Origin of the sequence: Pseudomonas brassicacearum, from assembly GCF_000585995.1 — a bacterium.
In the GTDB taxonomy this organism is placed as follows: domain Bacteria; phylum Pseudomonadota; class Gammaproteobacteria; order Pseudomonadales; family Pseudomonadaceae; genus Aquipseudomonas; species Aquipseudomonas brassicacearum_A.
The window spans coordinates 5742874-5768580 of record NZ_CP007410.1; the positions used below are offsets into that span (position 1 = coordinate 5742874).

A 25707-nucleotide genomic window follows, 5' to 3' on the forward strand; every position below is an offset into this window, starting at 1 on the left:
GATGATAGCCCAGGCAGCCACTAGCGCGGGGCCGGCATTCTGATTTCACCGTTGGCCAGGTCCGCCGCCGTATTGCCCAGCGGATCCCGGGCCTGCAGGTCGGCGCCCTTGGCCTTCAAGGCATCGAGCAATTCGGCACGCTTGAACAGCCCGGCGTACATCGCGGCGGTCTGCCCGGCCCCGTTGCGCTGGTCCGGGCTGCAATCGGTGGAGAGCAAACGACGCGCAATCTGCACTTCGCCCTTGAAAATGGCGCCCATCAGCGCCGTGTTACCGCGTTTGTCCTGGGCGCAGGCATCGGCGCCGGCGGCCAAGAGCTGCTCCACCGCCGGGCCGTGGCCGTGATAAGCCGCGAGGATCAGGGCGGTGTAGCCCTTTTCATCCTGGGTGTTGAGGGCGTAACCGGCCTCGATAAAGGTCTCGAGCATCGGCACATCGCCCCGACGGGCGGCGTCAAAGTAGTAATTCTGCAACTGTTCTTGTACCGCCACCGGGTCGGCAGGCACGGGCTGATCGGCCCACACGCTCAATGAGCAGGCTGTGAGCATCGATAACAGTAGCTGACGCATCATGACGTCTCCTTTGGCATATGACTGTGGGAGCAGAACGCGCTCCCACAGGTTTTGCGGCGATGGATCAGTCGCTCAGTTTTTCCGCCAGCGCCTTGACCCGGGCCAGATCCCCTTTGGCGACACGGGCCACTCCAGTGCCGTATTCAGGGTCAGCCTTGTAGAGGAATGACAGGATGATGTGCTTGCTCTCGTCATCGGTGGTCGCCAACGACCCACCGAAACTTTCGATCAAGTCACTACGCTCCTTCTGGTTGAACGAGCGGTACAAATCACCGGCCTGCTTGAAGTTTTGCTCGCGTTGGATCTTCGCCTGCTGGGTGCTGCCGCTCAACGCGGTCTGGCTGTAGCGAGCCGATGGCTGTTCCTCGCGCGGCGTCAGGCGACTCGGCTCATAATTAACGCCGGTGCTGGTGCTCCCTGGGTTCATCGCACCGTCCTGGTTACCGTTGTTCACCGCCACCTTGGGGGCGTTGATCGGCAACTGCAGGGCATTGGCGCCTATCCGGTACATCTGCGTATCGGCGTAGGAGAACACCCGCCCCTGCAGCAGACGGTCCTCGGAAGGTTCGATTCCCGGCACCAGATTGGCCGGCGCCATCGCCACCTGTTCGGTTTCCTGGAAGACATTCGCCGGATTGCGGTTCAAGACCATTTGTCCGACTTTACGTTCAGGCACACCCGGCCAGATCTTGGTCGCGTCCAGTGGGTCGAAGTCAAACGTGGACAAGTCTTGTGGGTTCAGCACCTGAACATACAAGTCCCACTTCGGGAAGTCGCCTTTATTAATATGACTGACCAGATCATTGGTCATATGGCTGTAATCTTGCCCCTGAACTTTCGCCACTTCTTTCGGATCGAGATTCTTCAGGCCCTGCAAACTTTTCCAATGAAACTTCACATAGTGAACTTCACCCTTGGCGTTAACCAACTTGTAGGCATGCACACCGTTACCGTCCATTTCACGATAACTGGCCGGGGTGCCGGAGTTGGAATACAACTCAGTCAGCGTGCGCGTTGATTCTGGCACATGGGAGAAGAAGTCAAAACGACGCGAGTCATCGTCCAGGTTAGTCCGTGGGTCGGGTTTGAACGCGTGGACCATGTCGGGAAACTTGATGGCATCGCGAATGAAGAAGGTCGGAAAGTTGTTACCCACCAGGTCCCAGTTACCGTCGGCCGTGTAGAACTTTGTGGCAAAGCCACGAGGATCGCGCAGGGTTTCCGGGGAGTGGTTGCCGTGCACCACGGCAGAAAAGCGCACGAACACCGGCGTGACCTGGCCCGCGGCGAAGACCTTGGCCTTGGTCAGGTCGCTCAGGTCATCGGACACCGTGAAGGTGCCATGGGCGCCGGTACCACGGGCATGCACCACGCGCTCGGGGATGCGTTCGCGGTCGAAGCGCTGCAGCTTCTGGATCAACTGCACGTCTTGCAGCAGGGTCGGGCCATTGGGGCCGGCCGTTTGCGAATTCTGGTTGTCGCCCACGGCAGCACCGTTGTCACGGGTCAGGGTGGCAGCGTTGACGGACAAGGACAGCAGGCTGGCGGTCAGCACAACAAGAGCGCGGCGGTGGGGAAAAGCCCCGTAGCCAAGGGAAGTATTCATAGGCATGTTCCTCTGGTGTTATAGAGCGCATCCATGTGCGCCATCCAGAGGCTAGTGCCCGAAAAAGGAAAACCTAAATAGAAATGCCGTACCGCTGCGATAGAAAAAACGTTGTGGGGGATCGACCGGAAACCGCGTATCACGCGCGATTGATGGCACTTTGTAAACTTTTCACCCAGGGCTGGGTCGATAACTGAAGCTTTGTAAGCAAGCGTTTCGAGCGAGACGCGTTGGGCTGATTTACACTGCCCACTACCCACTTCATCTGTACAAGGAACAACTCATGGGCGTGCTAAGCGAGTTCAAGGCCTTCGCGGTCAAAGGCAATGTCGTCGACATGGCCGTCGGGATCATCATCGGTGCCGCTTTTGGCAAAATCGTCTCGTCATTCGTTGGAGACGTGGTCATGCCACCGATAGGCCTGCTGATCGGTGGGGTGGACTTCAGTGACCTGGCCATTACCCTCAAGGCCGCCCAAGGTGATGCGCCTGCCGTGGTACTGGCCTACGGGAAATTCATCCAGAGCACCATAGACTTCATCATCGTGGCATTCGCCATTTTCATGGGCGTCAAGGCCATCAACCGCCTCAAGCGTGAAGAAGCCGTAGCCCCAAGCGCGCCTCCGGTTCCGACCAAGGAAGAACTGCTGCTGAGCGAAATTCGCGATCTGCTCAAGGCCCAGAACGAGCGGCCCTGAATCCTCCCCTATTAAAAGTGGCGTCCTTGGGACGCCATTTTTCTACCAGTAGTTTTCCACCGCCACCTGGCCAGGTCGACGGGTAAGGCTCAGTTGCAAGCCCCTGGCCTTGAGCAGCTTGCGCGTGTCATCGATCATTTGCGGGTTGCCGCACAGCATCACTCGTGAATGTTCCGGTGTCAGCTCTACCTCGGCCACCCGCTCCAGTTCGCCATTTTCGAGTAACGTGGTAATCCGCCCACTGAGGGCCCCCGGATGTTGCTCACGCGTGACGGTCGCAATGAAACGAAACTTATGGGCGTACTCGGCCAGGTAGTCGCGCTGGGTCAGCGCTTTGATCAAGTCCTGATACGCCAGCTCCCGCGCCTCGCGCACGCTATACACCAGGATGATGCGTTCAAATTTTTCCCAGACTTCAAAGTCCTGGAGAATCGAAAGAAACGGTGCAACGCCCGTCCCGGTGGACAACAACCATAGATCCCGCCCATCCACGAAACGATCCAACGTCAGGTAACCAAAGGCCTGGCGTTCCACCAACAGTTCGTCACCTGGCTTCAGGCGGCTCAGCTCGCTGGTGAATTCGCCATCCGGGACCACGATGGAAAAGAACTCGAGGAATTCGTCGAAGGGTGAAGACACCATGGAGTACGCGCGCCAGACAGTGCTCCCGTCCGCCTTGGTCACGCCCAGCCGGGCGAACTGACCCGCCCGGAAGCGAAAGCCGCGATCCCGGGTCGTGCGCAAGGTAAACAAATGAGACGTCAATGGCTGGACATCGAGCAGGGTTTGGCGGGTGAACTTTTCTGCGCTGTCGGTCATGAGTCACTCCAATGAGACAAGGCTCACAGTGTCCCGCAAAGTGAACAACGTCACCACTGATGTCGAGTAATGGCTATTTAATTGCAGCCCTTATTTACCCTACGCAGACCTTCTACCAAACTTGTACAACTCGGGAACCCTGTAAAAATAATTAACTAAAGATCTATTTCCCTAAACACATTTGCAATGTAAGCGAACTAAAAAAAACCCACTACAAAACTAGGAATAGTCCTACACTGAAGTTTCGCATGATGGATTGGATCCACAGGGATGAATCAACCCAGGAGAAGGCGATGGACAAGTGGAAGGACTTGCAGCTGAGAAAACTATCCTGTGAAAAAGACCTGCAGACGGCTTATCGTCTGGTCCTGAATTTCTTTAACAATCAAGGATTTGAATATTGCGCATTTGCAGCCTACCTCGGAAGCCCTGATAAGCACACCAGCAAGGTGAACCTCAATAACTACCCTTATGGATGGGACAGGTTTTATGAACAGAACGGTTATGCTTCGAATGATCCAGTAGTAGCACATTGCAATCAATCGCCGCTACCCATTTTGTGGAATGAACATGTGTTTGCCCAGGCCCCCAAGTTATGGCGGGAACTTAATCGACAAGGACTCAGATACGGCTGGACCCAGGCCGTTCATGATGAACAGGGAGCACATTGCAGCCTGTTCAGCCTCGCACGGACTCATAGCCCCATCGACATCGAGGAACATTATGGCAATCTCGGCTACGCCATTTTCGCCAGTCAAAGGCTGCATACACTCGCCGGCAAAAAATTATCTGACAGCGTCGCGGTCAGGCAAAAATGTCACTTGTCGCCGAGAGAGATCGAAGTGTTGAGATGGTCTGCCGAAGGCAAGACGGCGTCGGAAGTAGGCAGGATTTTGTGTCTTTCCGAACGGACCGTGAATTTCCATGTATGCAGTTGCATGCGCAAACTGAATGTCAGCAATAAGATTTCAGCGGTGGCCAAAGCCGCTCAAATCCATGTGATCTGAACAACGGAACGGCATTGCCGACCTGAAAATCCCGCGAGTAATGTGCCACGAAAAAACGTACCATTTACGGCTCCACTTGAATGATGCCGCTTCTTGCACGCGACGGAGTTCATTCAGGCGGTCCCGCTGAGACACCTGCCCGGGGCAGCGGGACATTCGTTGATCTCCAGAGTCCCAGCCATGCCCTTGCTCCACAGTCCCTTCGCCCAACTCGACCTGATCCGCCAACCCGAACAGCAGAGCGAGCCGCTGCAAGCCTTCGATGCGGCCGATGAATACCTGCTCGCGCATCTGGCCGAACAACAACCGGCCGCGGATACCCGGGTGCTGGTGCTCAATGACGGCTTCGGCGCCCTGGCGGCCAGCCTGGCCGGCAACGTTGAGGTGATCAGCAGCGGTGACTCATTCCTGGCCCTGCAAGCCCTGGAGAAAAACCTGGTGCGCAATGGCCGGGCCTTTGACGCGGTGCCGACCTTGCCGGCCAGCGAACCTTTGACCGGCCCCTTCGATCGTGTACTGATCAAAGTGCCGAAAACCCTGGCCCTGCTGGAAGAACAACTGATTCGCCTGCAAAGCCAACTGGCCCCCGGTGCCCAGGTGATTGCCGGGGCAATGGTCAAGCATCTGCCCCGGGCCGCCGGCGACTTGTTGGAGCGTTACATCGGCCCGGTGCAGGCCTCCCTGGCGGTGAAAAAAGCGCGCCTGTTGATCGCCACGCCTGCCGCCCAGGCACCGGCCGTATCGCCCTACCCCAGCCGTTACTGGCTGGACGAGCCGAAGATCGAACTGCTCAACCACGCCAATGTGTTCTGCCGCGAAGGCCTCGACATCGGCACCCGCGCCTTCCTGCCGCACCTGCCGAAAAACCTGGGCAGCGCCCATGTCGCGGACTTGGGATGCGGCAACGGCGTGCTGGCGATCGCCAGTGCCCTGCAAAATCCCGAGGCCCGCTACACCCTGGTGGACGAGTCCTACATGGCGGTGCAATCGGCAGCCGAGAACTGGCGCGCCGCCCTGGGCGAACGCGAGGTGACAATACGGGCCGGTGACGGCTTGGTCGGACAGGAGGCGCAATCCCTGGACGTGGTGCTGTGCAACCCGCCCTTCCACCAACAGCAAGTGGTGGGTGATTTCCTCGCTTGGCGGATGTTTCAACAAGCGCGCGAAGCGTTGGTGGTCGGCGGCGCGCTGTACATCGTCGGCAACCGGCACCTGGGCTACCACAGCAAACTGGCGCGGCTGTTCCGGGGCGTCGAGCAAGTGGCCGCCACACCGAAATTCGTCATCCTCAAAGCGCGCAAATAATTTATCCACAGCCAAAAAAAACCCTCCGTCAGGAGGGTGGAAGCCGTGCCACAAGGCAACGGGACGGGAAATCAGTGGGTGGTCAGGCCCGCGGCGTTCATGAACATCCGCATCAGGCTGGCGACAATAAACAGCGCCAGCACACTGCCGGTCCAGATCACCGTCAGCCAGCCGAGCCGCTGCCAGAGCGGTTTTTTCTCGGCGGCTTCGATGTCTTTCAAATCAGGTCTGGCCATGCTCAACACCTCGCAGGTCGATCAATGGTAACCGTCGTCGTGGGTCACCTTGCCGCGGAATACGTAGTAGCTCCAGAAGGTGTACACCAGGATCAACGGAATGATGAACAGCGTGCCGACCAACATGAAGCCCTGGCTCTGGGGCGGTGACGAGGCGTCCCAGATCGAGATGGACGGCGGCACGATGTTCGGCCACAGGCTGATACCCAGGCCGCTGTAGCCGAGGAAGATCAGCACCAGGGTCAGGATGAATGGCGTGTAATTGGCGTTGCGAGCGACCGCGCGGAACAGCCCATACATGGTCACCAGCACCAGGATCGGCACCGGCAGGAACCAGAACAGGTTCGGCAGGGTGAACCAGCGGGCCGCGATGTCGGCGTGGGCCAGCGGCGTCCAGATGCTGACGATCCCGATCACCGCCAGGACCACGAACGCCAGCGGCCTGGCCAGGTCATGCATCTGTTCCTGCAACTTGCCTTCGGTCTTCATGATCAGCCAGGTGCAGCCGAGCAAGGCATAGGCCGCGATCAACGCCAGGCCACAGAACATCGTGAACGGTGTGAACCAGTCCAGGGAGCCCCCGGCGAACTGGCGATTGACCACGGGGAAACCGTCGATGAATGCGCCTAGCGCTACACCCTGGAAGAAGGTCGCCGTCAGCGAACCGCCGATGAAAGCCTTGTCCCACAGGTGCCGTTTCTCCGCCTTGGCCTTGAAACGGAATTCGAAGGCCACGCCCCGGAAAATCAGGCCGATGAGCATCAGGATCAACGGCAGGTACAGGGCCGACAGCACCACCGAATAAGCCAGCGGAAACGCCCCGAACAGGCCCGCCCCACCCAGCACCAGCCAGGTTTCGTTACCGTCCCAGACCGGCGCCACGGTGTTCATCATCACGTCGCGGTCGCGCTCGCCCTTGACGAAGGGGAAGAGGATGCCGATCCCCAGGTCGAAGCCGTCCATGACCACGTACATCATGATGCCGAAGATGATGACCACGGCCCAGATCAGCGGAAGATCAATACCCATGACTCAATTCCCCTTGTTCGAGCGGTCGGTTGTGTCCACGTCTTCGCCGTCATCGGCGGCCGACAATGGTCGCGCCGGCGTACGTTTCTGGCCTGGGCCTCCATCGCTCGGTTCGGCTTCGTGGGCCTCCGGCCCCTTGCGCACCAGGCGCATCATGTAGCTCAAGCCAGCCCCGAACAGCGCGAAATACACCACCACGAACAGCACCAGGGTGATACTCATCTGCGCAAAGCTGTGGCCGGACGAAGCATCGGCGGTGCGCATCAAGCCGTAGACCACCCACGGCTGGCGACCGATTTCAGTGGTGAACCAACCCGCCAGAATCGCGATCAGGCCGGACGGTCCCATCCACAGCACCATGTGCAGGAACGGTCGGGATTGGTAGATCCGATCCTTGCGCCGCAGCAGCAGGCTGCACAGGCCGGTGAAAATCATCAGCAGCCCCAGCCCGACCATGACCCGGAACGACCAGAACACGATGGTTGAATTGGGTCGATCCTCAGGTGGAAACTCCTTGAGGGCCGGCACCTGTTTGTCCAGGCTATGGGTCAGGATCAGGCTCCCCAGATATGGGATTTCCACGGCGAACTTGGTCTTCTCGGCCTGCATGTCCGGCCAGCCGAACAGAATCAGCGGGGTTGGCTCATTGCCGACGTTCTCCCAGTGACCTTCGATGGCCGCGATCTTCGCCGGCTGATGCTTGAGGGTGTTGAGTCCGTGGAAGTCGCCGATGACGGCCTGTATCGGCGCCACCAGCAACGCCATCCACATCGCCATCGACAGCATCCGGCGGATGGCCGGCGTATCGCGACCGCGCAGCAAATGCCAGGCCGCCGACGAACCAACGAAGAAGGCCGTGGCGACAAAGGCCGCCGTGGACATGTGCAGCAGGCGATAAGGGAACGAGGGGTTGAACACCACCGCCAGCCAGTCCACCGGAATCACCCGGCCATCAATGATTTCGTAGCCTTGCGGGGTCTGCATCCAGCTGTTGGAAGACAGGATCCAGAAGGTCGAGATCAGCGTACCGATCGCCACCATCACTGTGGAAAAGAAGTGCAGGCCACGGCCAACGCGATTCCAGCCAAACAGCATCACGCCCAGGAAGCCCGCCTCGAGGAAGAAAGCCGTGAGCACTTCATAGGTCAGCAGCGGCCCGGTCACCGCACCGGCGAAGTCCGAGAAGCGGCTCCAGTTGGTACCGAACTGATAGGCCATGACCAACCCGGACACCACGCCCATGCCGAAGTTGACGGCAAATATCTTCGACCAGAAGTGGTACAGGTCGCGGTAGGTGTCATCGCGGGTCTTGAGCCACAAGCCTTCGAGCACCGCCAGGTAACTCGCCAGGCCAATGGTGATGGCCGGGAACAGGATGTGGAACGAGATCGTGAATGCAAACTGGATTCGGGCGAGATCGAGCGCCTCCAAACCGAACATAAGTCTTCCTCTGTCAGGTAAAACCGGCTGCGGGCGGGGCCTGCATCACAGCCTTCCAGGGATATGGAGTGCGATGCTTTTCAAATCGTTCTTTTTTAAAACCGTCACAACGCAGGACTCTGGCCGGATGGCCGCCAAGCCATCACCCCGGTAGGTGTTGACCTGGATCAAGCAATGTTCAAAGAGTAGTCGCATTATTGCCGATGAACGGCGTGGTCTTTTGTCGCGTGACAGGTTGTCTCAGGTCGATCCATAACGTTCCAGAGTACCCAATACCCGTGGCGAGGGAGCTTGCTCCCGCTCGGTTGCGCAGCGACCGCAAAATCCTGGGGCTGCTTCGCAACCCAGCGGGAGCAAGCTCCCTCGCCACAGTTGTCCGCCATGCCCCTGGGCTACATTGAAGTAGATGTTTGGCTAACTATTTTTTCCGACAGACGTAATTTCCAGTTACAGCTCGGCGATAATCTCGTGGCCTTCCTCTCCGGACCCGTCCTAGATGCCCAGCCAAGCGCCGCTGCTGCTCCGCCACCATCGTCCCTTCATCGCCTTCTGGCTGGCCCGGATATTCACCGCCAGTGGTTTCCAGATGCTCACCGTGGCCATCGGCTGGAATCTCTATCAACTGACCGGCAATGTATTGGACCTGGGTCTTGTCGGGTTGGTGGAGTTCGCCCCGCGCGTACTGTTCATGCTCCATACCGGGCACGTGGCCGACCGCTATGACCGGCGCAAGGTCGCGGCCATCTGCCAATCATTACAGGCGATGATTGCCCTGGCGCTGGTGATCGGCAGCGCCACTGACAATGTCACGCGGGAAATGATCTTCATCCTCGCTTTCCTACTGGGCGCCGCCCGCTCCTTCGAAATGCCCACCACCCAGGCGCTGCTGCCGAGCATCGTGCCCGCCGCGCTGTTTCCCCGGGCCGTAGCCGCCGCACAGTCGGCCCAGCAGTCCGCCACCATCGTCGCCCCCGCCCTCGGCGGCTTGCTCTACGCCTTCGGCAGCGTCTGGGTTTATGGGCCGACGGTGCTGCTCTACCTCATCGCCTGTTGCCTGATGCTCAACCTGCCCGCCCGGCAGACACCGCTGAACAAAGGCAAGGCAACGCTGGATTCATTGCTGGCCGGGATTCGCTTCATTCGCAGCCGCCCGGACATTCTCGGGGCGATCTCCCTGGACCTGTTCGCCGTGCTGCTGGGCGGCGCGACGGCGCTGCTGCCGGTGTTCGCCAAAGATATTTTGCTTACCGGCCCCTGGGGCCTGGGTCTGTTGCGCTCGGCGCCAGCGGTCGGGGCCTTGCTGATGTCGCTGTGGCTGGCGCGGTTTGCCGTGGAGCGCAAGGTGGGTCGGGTGATGTTCACCGCCGTGGGGGTGTTCGGCGTCGCCACCATTGCGTTCGGCCTCTCCACCTCGTTCTGGTTTTCCTTGGCGGTGCTGGTGGTGCTGGGGGCGGCGGACATGATCAGCATGGTCATCCGCGCCTCCTTCGTGCAGTTGGAAACGCCGGATGAAATGCGCGGCCGGGTCAGCGCGGTGAACGGACTGTTCATCGGCGCTTCGAACCAGTTGGGCGAGTTCGAGTCCGGCCTCACCGCCCATTGGTTCGGCACCGTGCCGGCAGTGGTCATGGGCGGCGTCGGCACGCTGCTGGTGACCGGGGCCTGGATCAAACTGTTCCCGACCCTGGCCAACCGCGACCGAATGCACGAACCGGCGGAAGAAGCGAAAGCCTAGAGCAACTTATCGAGGGTGATGGGGAACTCCCGCACCCGTTTGCCGGTGGCATGGTAAATCGCATTGGCCACCGCCGCCGCCACACCGACGATACCGATCTCACCCACGCCCTTGGACCCAAGGGCGTTGACGATCTCGTCGTGTTCCTCGACGAAAACCACGTCAATGTCACCGATGTCGGCATTCACCGGCACGTGGTACTCGGCCAGGCTGTGGTTCATGTGGCGGCCCAACGCATGGTCGGTCAAGGTTTCTTCATGCAGGGCCATGCCAACGCCCCAGACCACGCCTCCCAGAATCTGGCTGCGCGCGGTTTTCGGGTTGATCACCCGCCCAGCGGCTATGGCGCTGACCACGCGATTGACCTTCACCGTACCCAGGTCTTCATCCACCCACACTTCGACGAACACCGCCGAATGCGTAGCGGTGGCGTAGGCCTGGCGTTTTGCGTCCGGTTCGGCGGTGACCTGGGCCTGCAACGGCGTCTCGCCGCTTTTTTGCGCCAACTCGGCCAAGGCAACGCTCGCCTCGCCCAACCGCAGCTGACCATCCATGAACACCACTTGTTCAAGGGTCGCGCCACTGAAGGCCGGGCAAGCCTGCCGGGCCACGGCCAGCAGTTTTTCCTTCAGCGCTTCACAAGCCTGCTGCACGGCGGTGCCTACGGACGAGACGGTGAACGAACCGCCCTGCAGCGGCGCGGTAGGCAATGACGAGTCGCCGAGTACGAAGGTGACGTTCTCAAGGGACACCCCGCAGGTCTCAGCCGCGATCTGGGTCATGACCGTATAAGTGCCGGTCCCGATGTCAGTGGTGGCACTGCTGACGGTCAGCTTGCCGTCCGTGTCCAACGAGGCTTTGGCGCTGGCCTTCTGTTGCATGGCTTCCCACACACCACCGGCCATGCCCCAACCCACCAATTGCCGGCCTTCACGCATGCTGCGTGGCTCCGGGTTGCGCTTGTCCCAGCCGAAACGTTGAGCCCCCTGGGCATAACATTCACGCAGTTCCTTGCTGGAATACGGCTTGCCTTCGTTCTCATTGCGTTCGGCGTAGTTGATCAACCGTAGTTGGACCGGATCGATCGCCAGGGCACAGGCCAGCTCATCCATGGCGCATTCCAGGCCGATCAACCCGAGGGCAGCGCCGGGGGCGCGCATGTCCAGCGGCGTGTAGACGTCCAGGGGCACCAGTTTGTAGGTCAATGTCACGTTGTCGCAGTGATAGAGCATGCCGCTCCACTCCACCACGTGCTCGGTGAAATCTTCGAAGCGCGACGTCTGGCCGACAGCAGTGTGGGCGACGGCCAGCAACCGCCCGTTGGCCGCCGCGCCCAATTGCACACGCTGGAAGGTGCGCGGGCGATAGCCGAAGGTAAACATCTGCTGGCGTGTCAGGCTGACCCGCACGGAGCGCTTGAGGGCCAGCGCGGCCATCACCGCCAAGGGTAGTTGATACTGGGGCCGCAGCCCGGAGCCGAAGGCGCCGCCAACAAACGCGGCAAACACGCGTACCTGCTCTTTCTCCAGCCCGAATACTTTTTGCACATAGGCCTGGCAGTTTTGCGTGCCTTGGGTCTTGTCGTGGATGTGCAGGCTGCCGTCGGGTTGAAACAGCACCGTGGAGGCGTGCGGCTCCATCGGGTTGTGATGTTCGATCGGTGTGCTGTAGGACACATCCACACTGAGCGCCGCGCTGGCGTACTCGCCCTGAAAATTCCCACGGGGCTTGGGCAGTTCGGCCGGTGCGGGATGGGCTTCGTTTTGCAGGATTGCCAGATCGGTCTGATGGTCCTGGGCTTCATATTCGATTTCAATGAGCGAACCGGCATAGCGAGCCAGTTCGAGGTTTTCCGCCACCACCAGGGCCAGCGGCTGGCCGCTGTAGAGGACCTGGTCGTTGTACAGCGGCCGGAACGGCGAACCGTCGGCGGCGTCGGCGTCCTGGTAGGGCTCATCGTAGCTGGCTATCCGGGGCCGGTTGGTATGATCAATCACCGCCACCACGCCGGGCAGCGCCAGCGCCCGCGAAGCATCGATGCGCAGCACACGGCCACGGGCGATCTTGCTGGAGACGACGCTGCCATGCAGCAAGCCGTCCTCGGGGTATTCACCGGCATAACGGGCCTGGCCCGTCACCTTGAGCAGGCCATCGACCCGATCGAGTGACTGCCCTATGGATTGGCTCGAAGCGTTCATCAGGCTTGTCCTCCCTGCGGTGCGGTACCCAACGCGGCATCGCTCAAGGCGCGGACAATCGCTCGACGCGCCAGTCTGACCTTGAAGCCGTTGTGTTCCAGCGGCTCGGCGTTTTGCAGCAGCGCATCGGCCGCAGCGGCGAAGGTTTCGCGGCTGACGGTCTGACCGTTCAGCCAGCTCTCCACGGCGCGGTCGCGCCAGGGTTTGTGAGCGACGCCGCCCAAGGCCAGGCGCGCCTGGCGAATCACCGGACCGTCCAGCTCCAGCGCCGCCGCCACCGACACCAGGGCAAAGGCGTAGGAGGCGCGGTCGCGAATCTTCAAGTAATGGCTGTGCTCGGCGAATCCCGGGGCCGGTAGCTCGATGGCAGTGACCAGCTCATCGTCGGCCAGTTGGTTATCCCGCTCCGGGGCATCGCCGGGCAGGCGATGAAAGTCGGCGAACTCGATGGTCCGCGCCCCACCCCGGCCCAGGACATGGACCACCGCTTCAAGGGCGGCCAGGGCCACGCACATGTCGGAGGGATGGGTGGCGACACATTGATCACTGGCGCCGAAAATCGCATGGATCCGGTTCAAGCCGTCCCGGGCCGGGCAACCGCTGCCCGGCCGGCGCTTGTTGCACGGTACGTTGGCATCGTAGAAGTAATAGCAGCGGGTGCGTTGCAGCAGATTGCCGCCGGTGCTGGCCATGTTGCGCAGTTGCGGCGAAGCGCCGGCCAGGATCGCCTGGGACAACAACGGATAACGCCGCTCGATCCACGGGTGCCAGGCCAGATCAGCATTGCTCACCAAGGCACCGATCATCACCCCGCCGGATGGGGTTTCGCTGAGGTCCGCCAGGGGCAGCCCGGTGATGTCGATCAAGTGCTCGGGGCGAGTGAGGTTTTCTTTCATCAAGTCCAGCAGGTTGGTGCCGCCGGCAATGAAGCGCGACACCGGGCTCGACAAATCGACGGCGGCCTGCACGGTCTCGGGCTTGCTGTATTGGAAGGGATTCATTGATCACCTCCCTGCTGGCAAAGTGGCAGGGCTTCTTCGATGGCATCGCGAATGTTGGTGTAGGCGCCGCAGCGGCACAGGTTGCCGCTCATCAACTCGCTGATCTGCCCACGGGTCTGCGCCCGGCCCTCGTTGGCCAAGCCCACCGCCGAACAAATCTGCCCCGGCGTGCAATAACCGCACTGGAACGCGTCGTGCTTGATGAAAGCCTGCTGCATGGGATGCAACTGGTCGTCGCTGGCCAAGCCTTCAACGGTGGTCAGCTCGGCGCCATCGCACATGACGGCCAGCGTCAGACAGGCATTGATCCGCTTGCCGTCACGCAGCACCGTGCAGGCGCCGCATTGGCCGTGGTCGCAGCCTTTCTTGCTGCCCACCAGGTCCAGTTGCTCGCGCAGCAGGTCGAGCAGCGTGGTCCAGGGCAACACCTGTAGTTCACGCACCTGGCCATTGAGTGTCAGACGGATCGGATGACGGACGAAGGACGCCTGCGTCGCTTCGGACAGGGTCGCGCTCATGGAACACCTCACGGTTGGTCGTACTCGCGGCGTTTTGGAAAACCGCCGTCATAAGGGGTACGACTTCAGGGTGGGGGTGAGCGTTCAAGGCAATTTCGAAGCACTGGAAAAGCCTTGTAAACCGCAGGATGCACAGATTCGCCGGGCATGTGCGGTATATAAATACCGCACCGAGTGTAATGTATCGCCTTACACTCGATTCCATGATTAAATCCTTCCAGCACAAAGGCCTCAGGATCTTTTATGAAACGGGTTCAACCCGTGGCGTCCGGACTGACCATGAGAAACGCCTGGCCCGTATGCTCCAGTTCATGGACAGGGCGCAGGTCCCAAACGACTTGGATATCCCCGGCTGGCGACTGCACCCGCTCAGGGGTGAATGGCGTGAATACTGGTCACTGAGCGTTTCAGGAAACTGGCGAATCATTTTTCGCTTCATCAGGTCCGACATCGAACTGGTCGATTATCTGGACTACCACTGACAGGAGGCTGGAAAATGCCCATGCACAATCCGCCACACCCTGGCCAAACGCTGCTGATGGATGTATTGCCCGAACTGGGCATCACCGTCACCGAACTGGCGCGGCACTTGGGTTTCGCACGGCCTCACCTCTCTCGGGTATTGCATGGCCATGCGCCTGTCAGCCCTGATCTGGCCGTACGCCTGGAGCGCGCCGGGATCGGCAAGGCGAGGGTCTGGCTAGGCGTCCAGACGGACTATGATTTGTGGCAAGCCGAGCAGCGCGAACAGCCCTTGATCGAACCCTTTCCACTGCACGCTTGATATCCGTCAGGCCAGCAACTCCGCCGCCACCACGCTCCTCACGCCCTTGCCACAGAGTTGCTCCACCAGCGTCAAGGCGAACGCCAGGGCAGCGGCCGAGCCTTGGGCGGTGATGCAGTTGCCGTCCACCACCACCGGCTGATCGACGAAGCTGCAACCGGACAACTGCTGGCTCACTGCGGGCAAGCAGGTCATGCGGCGCTGGCGCAGTACGCCAAACGCCTGTAGCGCCAGGGCCGGGGCTTCGGCAATGGCGGCGAAGAAACGTCCGGTGGCGGCCTGGTCCTTGATCAGTTGTTGCAGCGGCTGATGGTTTGCCAGGTGTTGGGCACCGATGATGCCGCCGGGCAGGACGATCAGGTCGAAATCCTGCACCAGCATGTCCACCAACATGCCATCGGCGGTCAGGCGCGTGCCGCGGGCACAGGTGAGCATCCGCCGCCCTTCGATGCTTGCCACCACCACTTCGATCTGCGCTCGCCGCAGCACGTCGATCAGGGTGACTGTCTGCAGGTCATCGACACCTTCGGCGACCGTAATCAGGGCTCGAGGCAGCTTGGTTCCAGGCATCATGGGCGCGCTCTCCGATGGGGTGGTTCCTGAAGCCTAGTCAGGTTTGCCGGGCTGCGTTCAGCTTGTCATGCCGACAGGTCACTTAATGTACAGCTGGGCCGACATCCGATTGCCCGGCGCATTGATCGAAATGTTGCTGAAGTTGAAGGTGCCTTCCTGCTTGCCCTTCAGATCGAAGATGTACAAATAGCCGACGATTTTGGTCTTGGCCGAACAATCGTTGAGATTGCCATTGCTGTACGCACACACCGGCGAGCGAGTGCCATCGACCTCGAAACCGTCCAGCGTGACATTGGGCTGACGACCGTAGCCAACCTCCAGCACGTAGACCTTGATACTCGGCCCACTGTGATCGCAACGGGTCTGTTCCTGCCCCGGCGCGATATCCTCGAAGCCACAGGCTGGCGATTCGACCTTGAGCACCTTGACCTCGCTCAAAGGCGGCGCCGACGCAGCATTGACGGCCTGCCCGGGCAACCACAAGCCCAGCGCGCAGCCCACTGCCGCCAGCCGTTTTTTATTCATGCGATACATAAAGACCTCCCGGAACCGCGCGCAGTATGGCCCACTTGGCGCGTTGGCAAAACATCGACGACGATCGCAGCCAGAGCGCCACGCTGCTGGTATGATGCGCGGCTTTTTCCGACCCACAGAAAATTCCCGGGCGCCGCTGGCGACCTGTGCTTTGCTGTTGAGGTCGATACATTCACGGCGCCCGGCGCGCCACGGGGAGCAGACATGCTGGAAAGGCTGTTTCAACTCAAGGCACACAACACCAACGTGCGGACCGAGATCCTGGCGGGCGTCACGACGTTCCTGGCCATGGCCTATATCCTGTTCGTCAACCCGAGCATCCTCGGCGAAACCGGCATGGACAAGGGCGCGGTGTTTGTCGCCACCTGCCTGGCGGCGGCCATTGGCTCCACGGTCATGGGCCTGATCGCCAACTACCCGATCGCCCTCGCCCCAGGCATGGGCCTGAACGCCTTCTTCACCTACACCGTGGTCCTGCACATGGGCCACACCTGGCAAGTGGCGCTGGGCGCGGTGTTCATTTCCGCCGTGCTGTTCTTCATGCTCTCGATCTTTCGCATCCGCGAGTGGATCATCAACAGCATCCCGCTGCCCCTGCGTTCGGCCATCGCGGCCGGTATCGGCCTGTTCCTGGCGTTGATCGCCCTCAATAACGCCGGCATCGTGGTGAAAAACCCGGCGACCATGGTCGGCCTCGGCGACTTGAAGCAACCGGCACCGATCCTCGCCACCCTCGGTTTCGTCCTGATCGTCGCCCTCGAAGCGCTGAAAGTGCGCGGCGCGGTGCTGATCGGCATCCTGGCGGTCACCCTTGTTTCGATCCTGATGGGTTTCACGCCGTTCGGCGGCGTGATGTCCATGCCGCCCTCCCTGGCCCCGACCTTCCTGCAACTGGACATCAAGGGCGCCCTGGACATCGGCCTGGTGAGCGTGATCTTCGCCTTCCTGTTCGTCGACCTGTTCGATAACTCCGGCACGTTGATCGGCGTCGCCAAGCGCGCCGGGCTGATGGGCAAGGACGGCCACATGCCGAAGATGGGCCGTGCGCTGATCGCCGACAGCACCGCCGCCATGGCCGGTTCGCTGCTGGGCACCTCCACCACCACCAGCTACATCGAATCGGCGGCGGGCGTCAGCGCTGGCGGCCGCACCGGCCTGACCGCCATCGTCGTGGCGATCCTGTTCCTGCTGGCGCTGTTCTTCTCGCCACTGGCCGCCAGCGTCCCGCCGTTCGCCACCGCACCGGCCTTGCTGTTCGTCGCCGTACTGATGACCTCGGGCCTGGCGGAAATCGACTGGGACGACATCACCGTCGCCGCCCCAGTGGTGGTCACCGCCCTGGCGATGCCGTTCACTTATTCCATCGCCAACGGCATCGCCTTCGGTTTCATTGCCTGGACCGCCATCAAACTGGTGTCGGGTCGTGGCCGTGAGCTGAACCCGGCGCTCGTCATCCTGTCGATTCTGTTCGTGATCAAGTTGGGGTGGTTCAACGCATGACTTTTGATTCCCAGGCCTACGCCGCGCAGCTCCAGGACAAGGTCACCCGCTTGCGTGACCTGCTGGCCCCGTTCGATGCACCGGAACCTGCGGTGTTCGACTCACCGCTGGAGCACTTTCGCCTGCGGGCCGAATTCCGCCTGTGGCGCGAGGCCGGCGAGCGGCATTACGCGATGTTCTCCCAGGACGACAAGCGCACGCCGATCCTCATCGAGGAGTTCCCCATTGCCAGCCTGCGCATCAATCAGTTGATGCCGCAACTCAAGGCCGCCTGGCAGGCCAGCGCGCCCCTGAGCCACAAGCTGTTCCAGGTGGAGTTCCTGACTACCCTGGCCGGCGACGCAATGATCACCCTGTGTTATCACCGTCCGCTGGATGAGCACTGGCACGCAGCGGCCTCGAAACTGGCGAACGACTTTGGCGTGAGCATCATTGGCCGCTCCAAGGGCAAGCGGGAAGTGATCGGCCACGACTACGTGGTGGAGAAACTCGACGTCGGCGGCCGCACCTTCAGCTACCGCCAGCCCGAAGGCGCCTTCACCCAGCCCAACGGCACGGTGAACCAGAAGATGCTCAACTGGGCCTACGATGCGCTGGGCGATCGCAGCGACGATCTGCTGGAGCTGTACTGCGGTAATGGCAACTTCACCCTGCCCCTGGCCACCCGCGTGCGCAAAGTGCTGGCCACCGAAATCAGCAAGACCTCGGTAAACGCCGCGCTGAGCAACCTCAGCGAAAACGCGGTGGATAACGTGACGCTGGTGCGCCTGTCGGCCGAAGAACTGACCGAAGCCCTGAACGAAGTCCGCCCGTTCCGCCGCTTGCATGGCATCGATCTGAAAAGCTACGAATTCGGTAGCGTCTTCGTCGATCCGCCCCGCGCCGGCATGGACCCGGACACCTGCGAGCTGACCCGGCGCTTCGAGAACATCCTGTACATCTCGTGTAACCCGGAAACCCTCGCCGCCAACATCGCGCAACTGCACGACACCCACCGCATCACGCGCTGCGCGTTGTTCGATCAATTTCCTTGGACCCATCACATGGAATCCGGGGTGTTGTTGACTCGGCGGTAAGCCCAGTCCCCCCGTGGCGAGGGAGCTTGCTCCCGCTGGGCTGCGCAGCAGCCCCAAGCTTTTGCGGTTGCTGCGCAACCGAGCGGGAGCAAGCTCCCTCGCCACAGTTTCCGTCTCCAAATTACCGACCTCTGAAGACCATGTTCGATCATCGAACACTTAATGGCCAATGGCGTCGGCTTTATTTGACCAAATTAACCATCTAGTACAATTTATCTCCAGCGGCCGAAACCTGGTCGATGCCAACAATAAAAATGTGGAGAAATTGCGATGCCTCCGATCGTTCTGGTGCTCAACGGCCCGAACCTGAACCTGCTCGGCACCCGTGAGCCGGCGACCTACGGCCACGAAACCCTGGCTGATATTTCGGCACTGTGCGGCCGCGCCGCTGAAGAGTTCGGCCTGGCGGTAGAGTTTCGCCAGACCAACCAGGAAGGCGAATTGCTGGACTGGGTGCATGGCGCCCGAGGCCGATGTGCCGGTATCGTCATCAACCCGGCGGCCTGGACCCACACCTCGGTGGCGATCCGCGATGCCCTGGTGGCCAGCGAAGTCCCGGTGATCGAAGTTCACCTGTCCAACGTCCACGCCCGGGAAACGTTCCGCCACCACTCCTTCGTCTCCTCCGTCGCCATCGGCGTGATGTGTGGGTTTGGCAGCCATGGTTATCGCTTGGCCCTTGAACATTTCAGTCAACGGTTGAAGGGTTGATGAGCATGCCGAATATCACTGTGCTGGCCGGCCTGATCGGCGCGGGCATCCAGGCGTCGCGCACGCCGGCGCTGCATGAGCGTGAAGGCGATGCCCAAGGCATGCGTTACCTCTATCGGCTGATCGACCTCGATGCGCTGAAACTCGACAGCGGCGCCTTGCCCGATTTGCTGAAGGCCGCCGAACGCATGAACTTCACCGGCCTGAACATCACCTTCCCCTGCAAGCAGGCGATCATCCCGCTGCTCGACGAGCTGTCGCCCGAGGCCCGGGGCATCGGCGCGGTGAATACCGTGGTGCTCAAGGATGGCAAACGCATCGGCCACAACACCGACTGCCTGGGGTTCGCCGAAGGTTTTCGCCGCGGCCTGGGCGATGTTGCACGCCAGCGCGTGGTGCAGATGGGCGCCGGTGGCGCCGGCGCGGCGGTTGCCCATGCCCTATTGGCTGAAGGCGTACAGACGCTGAGTATTTTTGACGTCGAGGTCAGCCGTGCCGAGGCCTTGGCCAACAACCTGAATCAACACTTCGGCGCTGGCCGTGCCCGAGCCGGGCATGACCTGCCCGCTGCCATGGCCGAGGCGAACGGCCTGGTGAACACCACGCCCATGGGCATGGCGAAACTGCCGGGCATGCCGGTGCCGGTCGAGCTGTTGCACGGTCAATTGTGGGTCGCGGAAATCGTCTACTTCCCCTTGGAAACCGAACTGCTGCGCAACGCCCGCGCCCTTGGCTGCCGTACGCTGGATGGCGGCAACATGGCGGTGTTCCAGGCGGTGAAGGCGTTCGAACTGTTCAGTGGCGTCGCGCCGGATGCACAGCGGATGCTGGAGCATTTCCAGAGCATGAATCACTGAGACCTGAAGCATCCCCTGTGGGAGCGGGCTTGCTCGCGAATGCGGTGTGTCAGTAAGCAAATGTGTGACTGACACACCGCATTCGCGAGCAAGCCCGCTCCCACATTAGATTCAGAGTCAGGCCTGCAGATACCGCAGTACCGACTCACAGACCATCTCCCGATGCCGCTGCTTGATCGCTTCGTCCGACAGGTCGATCTGAAAGATCTCACCGAACGTCTGGCGGTTGGACACGCGGTAAAAACAGAAGGAACTGATCAGCAAGTGCACATCCAGCGGTTGCAGATCGGGACGGAACACGCCCTCCTCGGCGCCTCGACGCAGGATCACGCCCAGGGAATCGAGGATGGTGTTGGTCATCGCCTTGATCGCGCCTGACTGTTTCACGTACTCGGCATTGTGGATGTTCTCGATGCAGACGATGCGCACGAAATCCACATTGCGGTCGTGGTGGTCGAAGGTGAACTCCACCAGGCGCCGGATCGCGTCGACCGGGGCCAGCTCCGCCAGGTGCAGGCGGCTCTCGGTATTGCGGATATCACCGTAGAGTTTCTCCAGCACCTCGACGTACAACTGCTCCTTGCTGCCGAAGTAGTAATAAATCATGCGCTTGGAGGTGTGGATGCGTTCGGCGATGGCGTCGACCCGGGCGCCGGACAGGCCCTGCTGGACGAACTCGACGATGGCTTCCTGAAGAATGTTCTCCCGGGTTTTCTCCGGGTTGTTCTTGCGACTCTTGCGCGGCGCGACGACAGGTTCGTCGAGGGCTGCGGAAAGCTCTGGATTCATAGTCATTGCGGGGCTCACGGCCATCACTGCACAGGTGGGCGATTATGGGCCGCACCGTGCAGTGAAGGAAGCCACGGCGTTGCCCTTTACCGCGGCGGTTACGATTTGCCTACAACTTGGCGTGGCGCAAGCCACCACTGCGGGACTTGGCCATCGCCGCCAGCCGCACCGCGACGTTGGCCGCGCCGTAACCGGCGTAACCGTTCTTGCGCTGAATGATCTCAAAGAAAAACCGCCCCTCGAACGGCTCGGTGTAGACGTGAAACAACTCGCCGCCCTGGGCGTCACGGTCGTACAACACGTTGAAATACGCCAGCTCGCTGAGAAACTCATCATCGAAATCGAACCGCGCCGCCAAGTCGTCGTAATAGTTGAGCGGAATGTCCAGCAACGGCACGCCCGCCTCTTTGGCATGACTGACCTGGGCGAAGATGTCATCGCAATCGAAAGCGATGTGATGCACCCCCGAACCGCGATAACTCGACAATGCATGTGAGATCGCGGTGTTGCGGTTCTCGGAAATGTTCAGCGGCAAGCGGATCGAACTGCAGCGGCTGCGCAGGGCCCGGCTTTTGACCAGGCCATAGGGATCGGGCAACACCACTTCGTCGTCGGCTTCGAAGTCCAGCAGGCTCTTGTAGAACAGCACCCAACTGTCGAGGCTGTCAGCCGGCAGCGCCATCGCCATGTGGTCGATGCGCTTGAGCCCCGCGCCAATGACAGCACCGGGTTGCAGGTTGAAATCGGTGCCATAGACGTCGGCCTCCTGGTCCACCAGGTAGATCAGACTGCCATCGGGGGCGCGCACCGCCGCCAGCTCCAACTCATTGGGACCCACCAAGCCGCGATAGGGCTGGCCCTTGTAGGCCACGGCCCGCTCCAGGGCGCTGGCGCTGTCCTTGACCCGCACGGCGGTGGCGCACAACGAGGGCCCATGGGCTTCGAAAAAGCTGTGGGCAAAAGAATACGGTTCACAGTTGAGGATCAGGTTGATATCGCCCTGGCGCAGCAGGCTCACGTTCTTGGAGCGATGCTGGCCGGCCTTGACGAATCCCAGCCGCTCCAGCCAATGGGACAGTTTGGCGCCGAGATTATCGTCCACGGCGAACTCGAGGAACTCGATGCCGTTGTATTCACTGGCCGGTGGCGTGGCGAAGAGGATATCGGCGTTGCTGACGGGCGTGGCTTCTTCAGCCAGGCGCTGGCGGGTCTTCTCCTCCAGGTACAGCAACGAGCGCAGGCCGTCGGCGGCATTGGCCCGTGGTGGCGCGGCGCGAAAGCCGTCGTTGAAGATTTCCAGCGACAGCGGCCCGGTGTAGCCGCTTTTGATGATCGGCGCCAAAAAACCCGGCAAATCGAATTCGCCCTGGCCCGGGAAACAACGGAAATGCCGGCTCCACTCCAGGACATCCATCGCCAGGAGCGGCGCGTCAGCCATTTGCACGAAGAAAATCTTCTCGCCCGGGATCTCGGCAATCGCACTCGGATCACCCTTGAGGGACAAGGTGTGGAAACTGTCGAGCAACACCCCGAGGCTTGGGTGATCGGCCTGGCGCACGATGTTCCAGACCTGTTGATAAGTATTCACGTGCCGACCCCAGGCCAACGCCTCGTAGCCGATGCGCAAGCCCCGCGCCCCGGCCCGTTCGGCCAGCAGGCGCAGGTCATCGATCAGGATCTGCTCGTCGCCAACGCTGTCGGCCGAGGCATTGCTGCACACCAACACCAGGTCGGTCCCCAACTCCTGCATCAGGTCGAACTTGCGCTCCGCCCGTTCCAGATTGCGCGCCAGGCGATCACGGCGGCAACCTTCGAAGTCACGAAACGGCTGGAACAACGTGATGGCAATGCCCAGGTCGGCGCACATCTGCCTGATTTCCCGAGGGCTGCCATCGTAATACAGAAGGTCGTTCTCGAAGATCTCTACCCCGTCGAAACCGGCGGCGGCAATGGCCTCGAGTTTTTCCGGCAGGGTACCGCTCAAGGAAACGGTGGCAATGGAACGCTGCATGACGTCGGCTCCCGGGACAGGCAGCGGCTACAAAAGGTGCGCCGCTTTTGAAAGTGCTTTTAAAAGAGTGAGCCGATTATTGAGCTGCCGGTTTCTTTGAGCAATTTAATATGTACCACTTGGTTAGTTTTTTGGGCGATTATCGAACAAAATGCCAAATGCTGAATTGACGATTTTTTGCTCACTGCGCACCATCGCTTCCACATTGACGCCGACCCGAGCCGCCGGCATCAATGGAAAGACCCAGACCAACCATAAGAATTTCAAAAACGGGTACACGCTATGATTCCTTCCCAAAGTTCCCCCATGGCCCCAGTGGCGGGTGCCGCGTCCGGCGGCATCGGCGACAAGATCCGCGGCGCCATGGCCGTGGGCAAGACCCGTTGGGGCATGCTCGCCCTGGTGTTTTTCGCCACCACCCTGAACTACATAGACCGCGCCGCCCTCGGCGTGATGCAGCCGATCCTCGCCAAGGAAATGAGCTGGACGGCGATGGACTACGCCAACATCAACTTCTGGTTCCAGGTCGGCTATGCCGTTGGCTTCGTGTTGCAGGGCCGGTTGATCGACCGGATCGGCGTCAAGCGCGTGTTCTTCTGTGCCGTGCTGCTCTGGAGCCTGGCGACCGGCGCCCATGGCCTGGCCACTTCGGCGGTGGGGTTCATGGTCTGCCGCTTCATCCTCGGCCTGACCGAAGCTGCCAACTATCCAGCCTGTGTGAAGACCACACGGCTGTGGTTCCCGGCCGGTGAACGGGCCGTGGCCACGGGCATTTTCAACGCCGGGACCAACGTCGGCGCGATGTTCACGCCTATGCTGCTGCCACTGGTCCTGCACGTGTGGGGCTGGCAGGCTGCGTTCCTGTGCATGGCTGCGCTGGGCGGGATCTGGCTGCTGTTCTGGGGCCTGAAATACTTCAACCCGGAAGACCATCCCAGCGTCAAACAATCGGAACTCGACTACATCCAGGCCCAGGAAGAACCGGATCAGGTCCGCGTGCCCTTCTCCCGGATCCTGCGCATGCGCGGCACCTGGGCCTTCGCGTTGGCCTACTCGATCACCGCCCCCGTGTTCTGGTTTTACCTCTATTGGCTACCGCCGTTCCTGAACCAGCAATACAACCTGGGCATCAACGTGACCCAGATGGGCATCCCGCTGATCATCATCTACCTCACTGCCGACTTCGGCAGCGTGGGCGGCGGGATCTTGTCTTCGTTCCTGATCGGACGCGGCCTCGATCCGATCAAGGCGCGCCTGGTGTCCATGTTGCTGTTCGCCTGCTGCATCATCGGCGTGATCATGGCCGCCGGCGCAAGCAACCTGTGGATGGCGGTGTTTGCCATTTCCCTGGCCATCGGCGCGCACCAGGCCTGGACCGCCAACATCTGGAGCCTGGTGATGGACTACACGCCTAAATACATGATGAGCACGGTGTTCGGTTTCGGCGGCATGTGCGCGGCCATCGGCGGGATGTTCATGACCCAGTTGGTGGGCCACATCCTAACGATCACCAACAACAACTACACCGTGTTGTTCACCTTGATCCCGGCGATGTACTTCATTGCCCTGACCTGGCTGTACTTCATGGCACCGCGCAAGGTGCCGACGCTGGAAAGCTGATACGGCTGGGGATGACCTGTGGCGAGGGAGCTTGCTCCCGCTCGATTGCGCAGCAATCGCAAAAAAGCGAGGGCCGCTTCGCGGCCCAGCGGGAGCAAGCTCCCTCGCCACAGAGGGCTGTGCCAGCCACTGGGGAGTGTGCTGGCCATCAAGGGTTCTGTGTGGCGATTACTTGCGCCGCTGCTGCCAAGCCGCCGCCAACCCGCTCAAGCAGATCAGGGCGATGCCGACCACGGTGGTCAGCGTCGGCGTATGGCTGAAAAACAACCAGCCCAGCAGCCCGGCAAACACGATCTGGCAGTACCCGAACGGCGCGAGCAGCGCCGGGGCGGCAAAGCGGAAGGCTTGGGTCAGCATCAAGTGCGCAGTCATCCCACAGGCGCCCAGCGCCAGCATCATCACCCCATGCACCAGGCTCGGCACTTGCCAGAAGAACGGCACCAGTGCGCTCATCACCAAGGTGTTGCACAGGCCGGCGAAGAAATTGCTGGTGGTCGGGCTGTCGATCTCACTGAGCTTGCGCGTGAGCAACTGGTAGAAGCAGAAAAACAGCGCTGAACAGAATGGCAACAACACCGCCGGGGTGAACAGATCGCCACCGGGATGGACGATGATCAACACCCCGATAAAACCGAAGATCACCGCGATCCATTGACCGCGCGTCACGTGTTCACCCAGCAACGGCACCGACAACGCGGTCACCAGCACGGGCGCGAGGAAGTTGACCGCCGTCGCCTCCGCCAATGGGATGAACATCAACGCGGTGGTGAAAAACAGACTGGTACCCAGCAGGCACAACGCCCGGGCCAGCTGCCACAACGGGCGCTTGGTACGCAGGACCCGCAACCCAGAACGGGGCAGGAAAATACCCGCCATCAGCAATGTGTGCACCACGTAACGTGCCCAGACCACCATGATGATCGGATAAAAACCCGACAGATATTTGGACAACGCGTCATGACTGGAGAACAGGAACGTTGCGACCAGAATAAGCACGATGCCCTTGAAAGCCTGATTGACGCCTGAGAGCGGTGTGCTGACGGTCATGAGGGGAAACCTGCGTTGCTTGATGTAGGGGCCGTGACGCAC

The 25707-nt window shown here is 60.9% G+C and carries 26 protein-coding genes; 11 read left to right on the forward strand and 15 right to left on the reverse strand.

What is annotated here, in order from left to right; translation table 11 throughout:
* Positions 1–20: 20 nt before the first annotated feature.
* Both CD58_RS24625 and katB read right to left on the reverse strand, forming a co-directional pair.
* Complete coding sequence (locus CD58_RS24625) at positions 21–569, reverse strand: ankyrin repeat domain-containing protein (protein ID WP_025215581.1); 549 nt, start codon at positions 567–569, stop codon at positions 21–23.
* A gap of 67 nt (positions 570–636) precedes the next feature.
* Positions 637–2178, reverse strand: a complete 1542-nt coding sequence (gene katB, locus CD58_RS24630) for a catalase KatB (protein WP_025215582.1) — start codon at positions 2176–2178, stop codon at positions 637–639.
* A gap of 283 nt (positions 2179–2461) precedes the next feature.
* On the opposite strand from katB, the gene mscL reads away from it, so the two are divergent.
* Positions 2462–2875: a large-conductance mechanosensitive channel protein MscL gene (gene mscL, locus CD58_RS24635; protein ID WP_003205779.1), complete on the forward strand. Its 414-nt coding sequence runs from the start codon at positions 2462–2464 to the stop codon at positions 2873–2875.
* A gap of 42 nt (positions 2876–2917) precedes the next feature.
* On the opposite strand, the gene CD58_RS24640 is transcribed toward mscL, so the two are convergent.
* Positions 2918–3694, reverse strand: coding sequence for a ferredoxin--NADP reductase (locus CD58_RS24640; protein ID WP_025215583.1), 777 nt, complete (start codon positions 3692–3694; stop codon positions 2918–2920).
* 293 nt (positions 3695–3987) lie between these two features.
* On the opposite strand from CD58_RS24640, the gene CD58_RS24645 reads away from it, so the two are divergent.
* Both CD58_RS24645 and CD58_RS24650 read left to right on the forward strand, forming a co-directional pair.
* The gene (locus CD58_RS24645; protein WP_025215584.1) at positions 3988–4701 is read left to right on the forward strand and encodes an autoinducer binding domain-containing protein; all 714 of its coding nucleotides are present in this window, start codon (positions 3988–3990) and stop codon (positions 4699–4701) included.
* A 180-nt stretch (positions 4702–4881) separates the two neighbouring features.
* The gene (locus CD58_RS24650; RefSeq protein WP_025215585.1) at positions 4882–6006 is read left to right on the forward strand and encodes a methyltransferase; all 1125 of its coding nucleotides are present in this window, start codon (positions 4882–4884) and stop codon (positions 6004–6006) included.
* A 71-nt stretch (positions 6007–6077) separates the two neighbouring features.
* Here CD58_RS24650 and CD58_RS29585 read toward each other — a convergent pair whose 3' ends face one another.
* The 3 genes from CD58_RS29585 to CD58_RS24660 are packed head-to-tail and all read right to left on the reverse strand — an operon-like array spanning position 6078 to position 8711.
* Entirely contained in the window at positions 6078–6242 is a 165-nt protein-coding gene (locus CD58_RS29585; RefSeq protein WP_080712613.1) for a DUF2474 domain-containing protein, read from the reverse strand.
* A gap of 21 nt (positions 6243–6263) precedes the next feature.
* A complete protein-coding gene (gene cydB, locus CD58_RS24655) occupies positions 6264–7271 on the reverse strand; it encodes a cytochrome d ubiquinol oxidase subunit II (RefSeq protein WP_025215586.1) in 1008 nt (335 codons plus the stop codon).
* A gap of 3 nt (positions 7272–7274) precedes the next feature.
* Positions 7275–8711 (reverse strand): cytochrome ubiquinol oxidase subunit I, encoded by a 1437-nt coding sequence (locus tag CD58_RS24660; protein ID WP_025215587.1) that lies wholly within the window; start codon positions 8709–8711, stop codon positions 7275–7277.
* A 496-nt stretch (positions 8712–9207) separates the two neighbouring features.
* On the opposite strand from CD58_RS24660, the gene CD58_RS24665 reads away from it, so the two are divergent.
* Entirely contained in the window at positions 9208–10446 is a 1239-nt protein-coding gene (locus tag CD58_RS24665) for an MFS transporter (RefSeq protein WP_025215588.1), read from the forward strand.
* Here CD58_RS24665 and CD58_RS24670 read toward each other — a convergent pair.
* Genes CD58_RS24670 through CD58_RS24680 form a run of 3 tightly spaced genes read right to left on the reverse strand, consistent with a single transcriptional unit; the run spans position 10443 to position 14163 of the window.
* Positions 10443–12644: a xanthine dehydrogenase family protein molybdopterin-binding subunit gene (locus CD58_RS24670; RefSeq protein WP_025215589.1), complete on the reverse strand. Its 2202-nt coding sequence runs from the start codon at positions 12642–12644 to the stop codon at positions 10443–10445. The genes CD58_RS24665 and CD58_RS24670 overlap by 4 nt on opposite strands.
* On the reverse strand, positions 12644–13645 hold the full coding sequence (locus CD58_RS24675) for an FAD binding domain-containing protein (RefSeq protein ID WP_025215590.1): 1002 nt from the start codon (positions 13643–13645) through the stop codon (positions 12644–12646). The genes CD58_RS24670 and CD58_RS24675 overlap by 1 nt, the downstream gene beginning before the upstream one ends.
* Positions 13642–14163, reverse strand: coding sequence for a (2Fe-2S)-binding protein (locus CD58_RS24680; protein WP_025215591.1), 522 nt, complete (start codon positions 14161–14163; stop codon positions 13642–13644). Before CD58_RS24680 ends, CD58_RS24675 begins: the two co-directional genes overlap by 4 nt.
* 203 nt (positions 14164–14366) lie before the next feature.
* Here CD58_RS24680 and CD58_RS24685 point away from each other — a divergent pair, with 203 nt between their 5' ends.
* Together CD58_RS24685 and CD58_RS24690 are read left to right on the forward strand one after the other, a co-directional pair.
* Entirely contained in the window at positions 14367–14645 is a 279-nt protein-coding gene (locus CD58_RS24685) for a type II toxin-antitoxin system RelE/ParE family toxin (RefSeq protein ID WP_025215592.1), read from the forward strand.
* Between the two features lie 14 nt (positions 14646–14659).
* The gene (locus tag CD58_RS24690; RefSeq protein ID WP_025215593.1) at positions 14660–14947 is read left to right on the forward strand and encodes a HigA family addiction module antitoxin; all 288 of its coding nucleotides are present in this window, start codon (positions 14660–14662) and stop codon (positions 14945–14947) included.
* A 6-nt stretch (positions 14948–14953) separates the two neighbouring features.
* On the opposite strand, the gene CD58_RS24695 is transcribed toward CD58_RS24690, so the two are convergent.
* Positions 14954–15520, reverse strand: coding sequence for a DJ-1 family glyoxalase III (locus tag CD58_RS24695; RefSeq protein ID WP_025215594.1), 567 nt, complete (start codon positions 15518–15520; stop codon positions 14954–14956).
* A 78-nt stretch (positions 15521–15598) separates the two neighbouring features.
* Positions 15599–16054, reverse strand: a complete 456-nt coding sequence (locus CD58_RS24700; protein WP_025215595.1) for a DUF4879 domain-containing protein — start codon at positions 16052–16054, stop codon at positions 15599–15601.
* Positions 16055–16258: 204 nt separating this feature from the next.
* On the opposite strand from CD58_RS24700, the gene CD58_RS24705 reads away from it, so the two are divergent.
* From CD58_RS24705 to CD58_RS24720, 4 genes are all read left to right on the forward strand, one after another.
* Positions 16259–17554, forward strand: coding sequence for an NCS2 family permease (locus CD58_RS24705; RefSeq protein WP_025215596.1), 1296 nt, complete (start codon positions 16259–16261; stop codon positions 17552–17554).
* Entirely contained in the window at positions 17551–18630 is a 1080-nt protein-coding gene (trmA, locus tag CD58_RS24710; protein ID WP_025215597.1) for a tRNA (uridine(54)-C5)-methyltransferase TrmA, read from the forward strand. The genes CD58_RS24705 and trmA overlap by 4 nt, the downstream gene beginning before the upstream one ends.
* A gap of 270 nt (positions 18631–18900) precedes the next feature.
* Positions 18901–19341 carry a type II 3-dehydroquinate dehydratase gene (aroQ, locus tag CD58_RS24715; RefSeq protein WP_014340320.1) on the forward strand — a complete coding sequence of 147 codons (441 nt, stop codon included), beginning with the start codon at positions 18901–18903 and terminating at the stop codon, positions 19339–19341.
* Positions 19341–20198, forward strand: a complete 858-nt coding sequence (locus tag CD58_RS24720) for a shikimate dehydrogenase (RefSeq protein WP_025215598.1) — start codon at positions 19341–19343, stop codon at positions 20196–20198. The genes aroQ and CD58_RS24720 overlap by 1 nt, the downstream gene beginning before the upstream one ends.
* 117 nt (positions 20199–20315) lie before the next feature.
* On the opposite strand, the gene CD58_RS24725 is transcribed toward CD58_RS24720, so the two are convergent.
* The 3 genes from CD58_RS24725 to CD58_RS31150 form a co-directional block, all read right to left on the reverse strand.
* Positions 20316–20993, reverse strand: coding sequence for a TetR/AcrR family transcriptional regulator (locus CD58_RS24725; RefSeq protein ID WP_025215599.1), 678 nt, complete (start codon positions 20991–20993; stop codon positions 20316–20318).
* 103 nt (positions 20994–21096) lie between these two features.
* Positions 21097–22998 (reverse strand): 3-dehydroshikimate dehydratase QuiC, encoded by a 1902-nt coding sequence (gene quiC, locus CD58_RS24730; protein ID WP_025215600.1) that lies wholly within the window; start codon positions 22996–22998, stop codon positions 21097–21099.
* Between the two features lie 123 nt (positions 22999–23121).
* Positions 23122–23277 (reverse strand): hypothetical protein, encoded by a 156-nt coding sequence (locus CD58_RS31150; protein WP_158482166.1) that lies wholly within the window; start codon positions 23275–23277, stop codon positions 23122–23124.
* Positions 23278–23280: 3 nt separating this feature from the next.
* Here CD58_RS31150 and CD58_RS24735 point away from each other — a divergent pair, with 3 nt between their 5' ends.
* Positions 23281–24618, forward strand: a complete 1338-nt coding sequence (locus CD58_RS24735) for an MFS transporter (protein ID WP_025215601.1) — start codon at positions 23281–23283, stop codon at positions 24616–24618.
* 168 nt (positions 24619–24786) lie between these two features.
* On the opposite strand, the gene CD58_RS24740 is transcribed toward CD58_RS24735, so the two are convergent.
* Positions 24787–25665, reverse strand: coding sequence for a DMT family transporter (locus tag CD58_RS24740; protein WP_025215602.1), 879 nt, complete (start codon positions 25663–25665; stop codon positions 24787–24789).
* Between the last annotated feature and the right edge of the window lie 42 nt (positions 25666–25707).

What these genes read in the sequence shown, in the direction of transcription:
- CD58_RS24625 (WP_025215581.1), bottom strand. Translation starts at nt 569, where the DNA reads ATGCGTCAGCTACTGTTATCGATGCTCACAGCCTGCTCATTGAGCGTG.
- CD58_RS24680 (WP_025215591.1), bottom strand. Translation starts at nt 14,163, where the DNA reads ATGAGCGCGACCCTGTCCGAAGCGACGCAGGCGTCCTTCGTCCGTCAT.
- CD58_RS24690 (WP_025215593.1), top strand. Translation starts at nt 14,660, where the DNA reads ATGCCCATGCACAATCCGCCACACCCTGGCCAAACGCTGCTGATGGAT.
- CD58_RS24685 (WP_025215592.1), top strand. Translation starts at nt 14,367, where the DNA reads ATGATTAAATCCTTCCAGCACAAAGGCCTCAGGATCTTTTATGAAACG.
- trmA (WP_025215597.1), top strand. Translation starts at nt 17,551, where the DNA reads ATGACTTTTGATTCCCAGGCCTACGCCGCGCAGCTCCAGGACAAGGTC.
- CD58_RS24735 (WP_025215601.1), top strand. Translation starts at nt 23,281, where the DNA reads ATGATTCCTTCCCAAAGTTCCCCCATGGCCCCAGTGGCGGGTGCCGCG.
- CD58_RS24645 (WP_025215584.1), top strand. Translation starts at nt 3,988, where the DNA reads ATGGACAAGTGGAAGGACTTGCAGCTGAGAAAACTATCCTGTGAAAAA.
- quiC (WP_025215600.1), bottom strand. Translation starts at nt 22,998, where the DNA reads ATGCAGCGTTCCATTGCCACCGTTTCCTTGAGCGGTACCCTGCCGGAA.
- katB (WP_025215582.1), bottom strand. Translation starts at nt 2,178, where the DNA reads ATGAATACTTCCCTTGGCTACGGGGCTTTTCCCCACCGCCGCGCTCTT.
- CD58_RS24725 (WP_025215599.1), bottom strand. Translation starts at nt 20,993, where the DNA reads ATGACTATGAATCCAGAGCTTTCCGCAGCCCTCGACGAACCTGTCGTC.
- CD58_RS24720 (WP_025215598.1), top strand. Translation starts at nt 19,341, where the DNA reads ATGAGCATGCCGAATATCACTGTGCTGGCCGGCCTGATCGGCGCGGGC.
- CD58_RS24640 (WP_025215583.1), bottom strand. Translation starts at nt 3,694, where the DNA reads ATGACCGACAGCGCAGAAAAGTTCACCCGCCAAACCCTGCTCGATGTC.
- aroQ (WP_014340320.1), top strand. Translation starts at nt 18,901, where the DNA reads ATGCCTCCGATCGTTCTGGTGCTCAACGGCCCGAACCTGAACCTGCTC.
- CD58_RS29585 (WP_080712613.1), bottom strand. Translation starts at nt 6,242, where the DNA reads ATGGCCAGACCTGATTTGAAAGACATCGAAGCCGCCGAGAAAAAACCG.
- CD58_RS24675 (WP_025215590.1), bottom strand. Translation starts at nt 13,645, where the DNA reads ATGAATCCCTTCCAATACAGCAAGCCCGAGACCGTGCAGGCCGCCGTC.
- CD58_RS24700 (WP_025215595.1), bottom strand. Translation starts at nt 16,054, where the DNA reads ATGTATCGCATGAATAAAAAACGGCTGGCGGCAGTGGGCTGCGCGCTG.
- CD58_RS24660 (WP_025215587.1), bottom strand. Translation starts at nt 8,711, where the DNA reads ATGTTCGGTTTGGAGGCGCTCGATCTCGCCCGAATCCAGTTTGCATTC.
- CD58_RS24670 (WP_025215589.1), bottom strand. Translation starts at nt 12,644, where the DNA reads ATGAACGCTTCGAGCCAATCCATAGGGCAGTCACTCGATCGGGTCGAT.
- mscL (WP_003205779.1), top strand. Translation starts at nt 2,462, where the DNA reads ATGGGCGTGCTAAGCGAGTTCAAGGCCTTCGCGGTCAAAGGCAATGTC.
- CD58_RS24650 (WP_025215585.1), top strand. Translation starts at nt 4,882, where the DNA reads ATGCCCTTGCTCCACAGTCCCTTCGCCCAACTCGACCTGATCCGCCAA.
- cydB (WP_025215586.1), bottom strand. Translation starts at nt 7,271, where the DNA reads ATGGGTATTGATCTTCCGCTGATCTGGGCCGTGGTCATCATCTTCGGC.
- CD58_RS24665 (WP_025215588.1), top strand. Translation starts at nt 9,208, where the DNA reads ATGCCCAGCCAAGCGCCGCTGCTGCTCCGCCACCATCGTCCCTTCATC.
- CD58_RS24695 (WP_025215594.1), bottom strand. Translation starts at nt 15,520, where the DNA reads ATGATGCCTGGAACCAAGCTGCCTCGAGCCCTGATTACGGTCGCCGAA.
- CD58_RS24740 (WP_025215602.1), bottom strand. Translation starts at nt 25,665, where the DNA reads ATGACCGTCAGCACACCGCTCTCAGGCGTCAATCAGGCTTTCAAGGGC.
- CD58_RS24705 (WP_025215596.1), top strand. Translation starts at nt 16,259, where the DNA reads ATGCTGGAAAGGCTGTTTCAACTCAAGGCACACAACACCAACGTGCGG.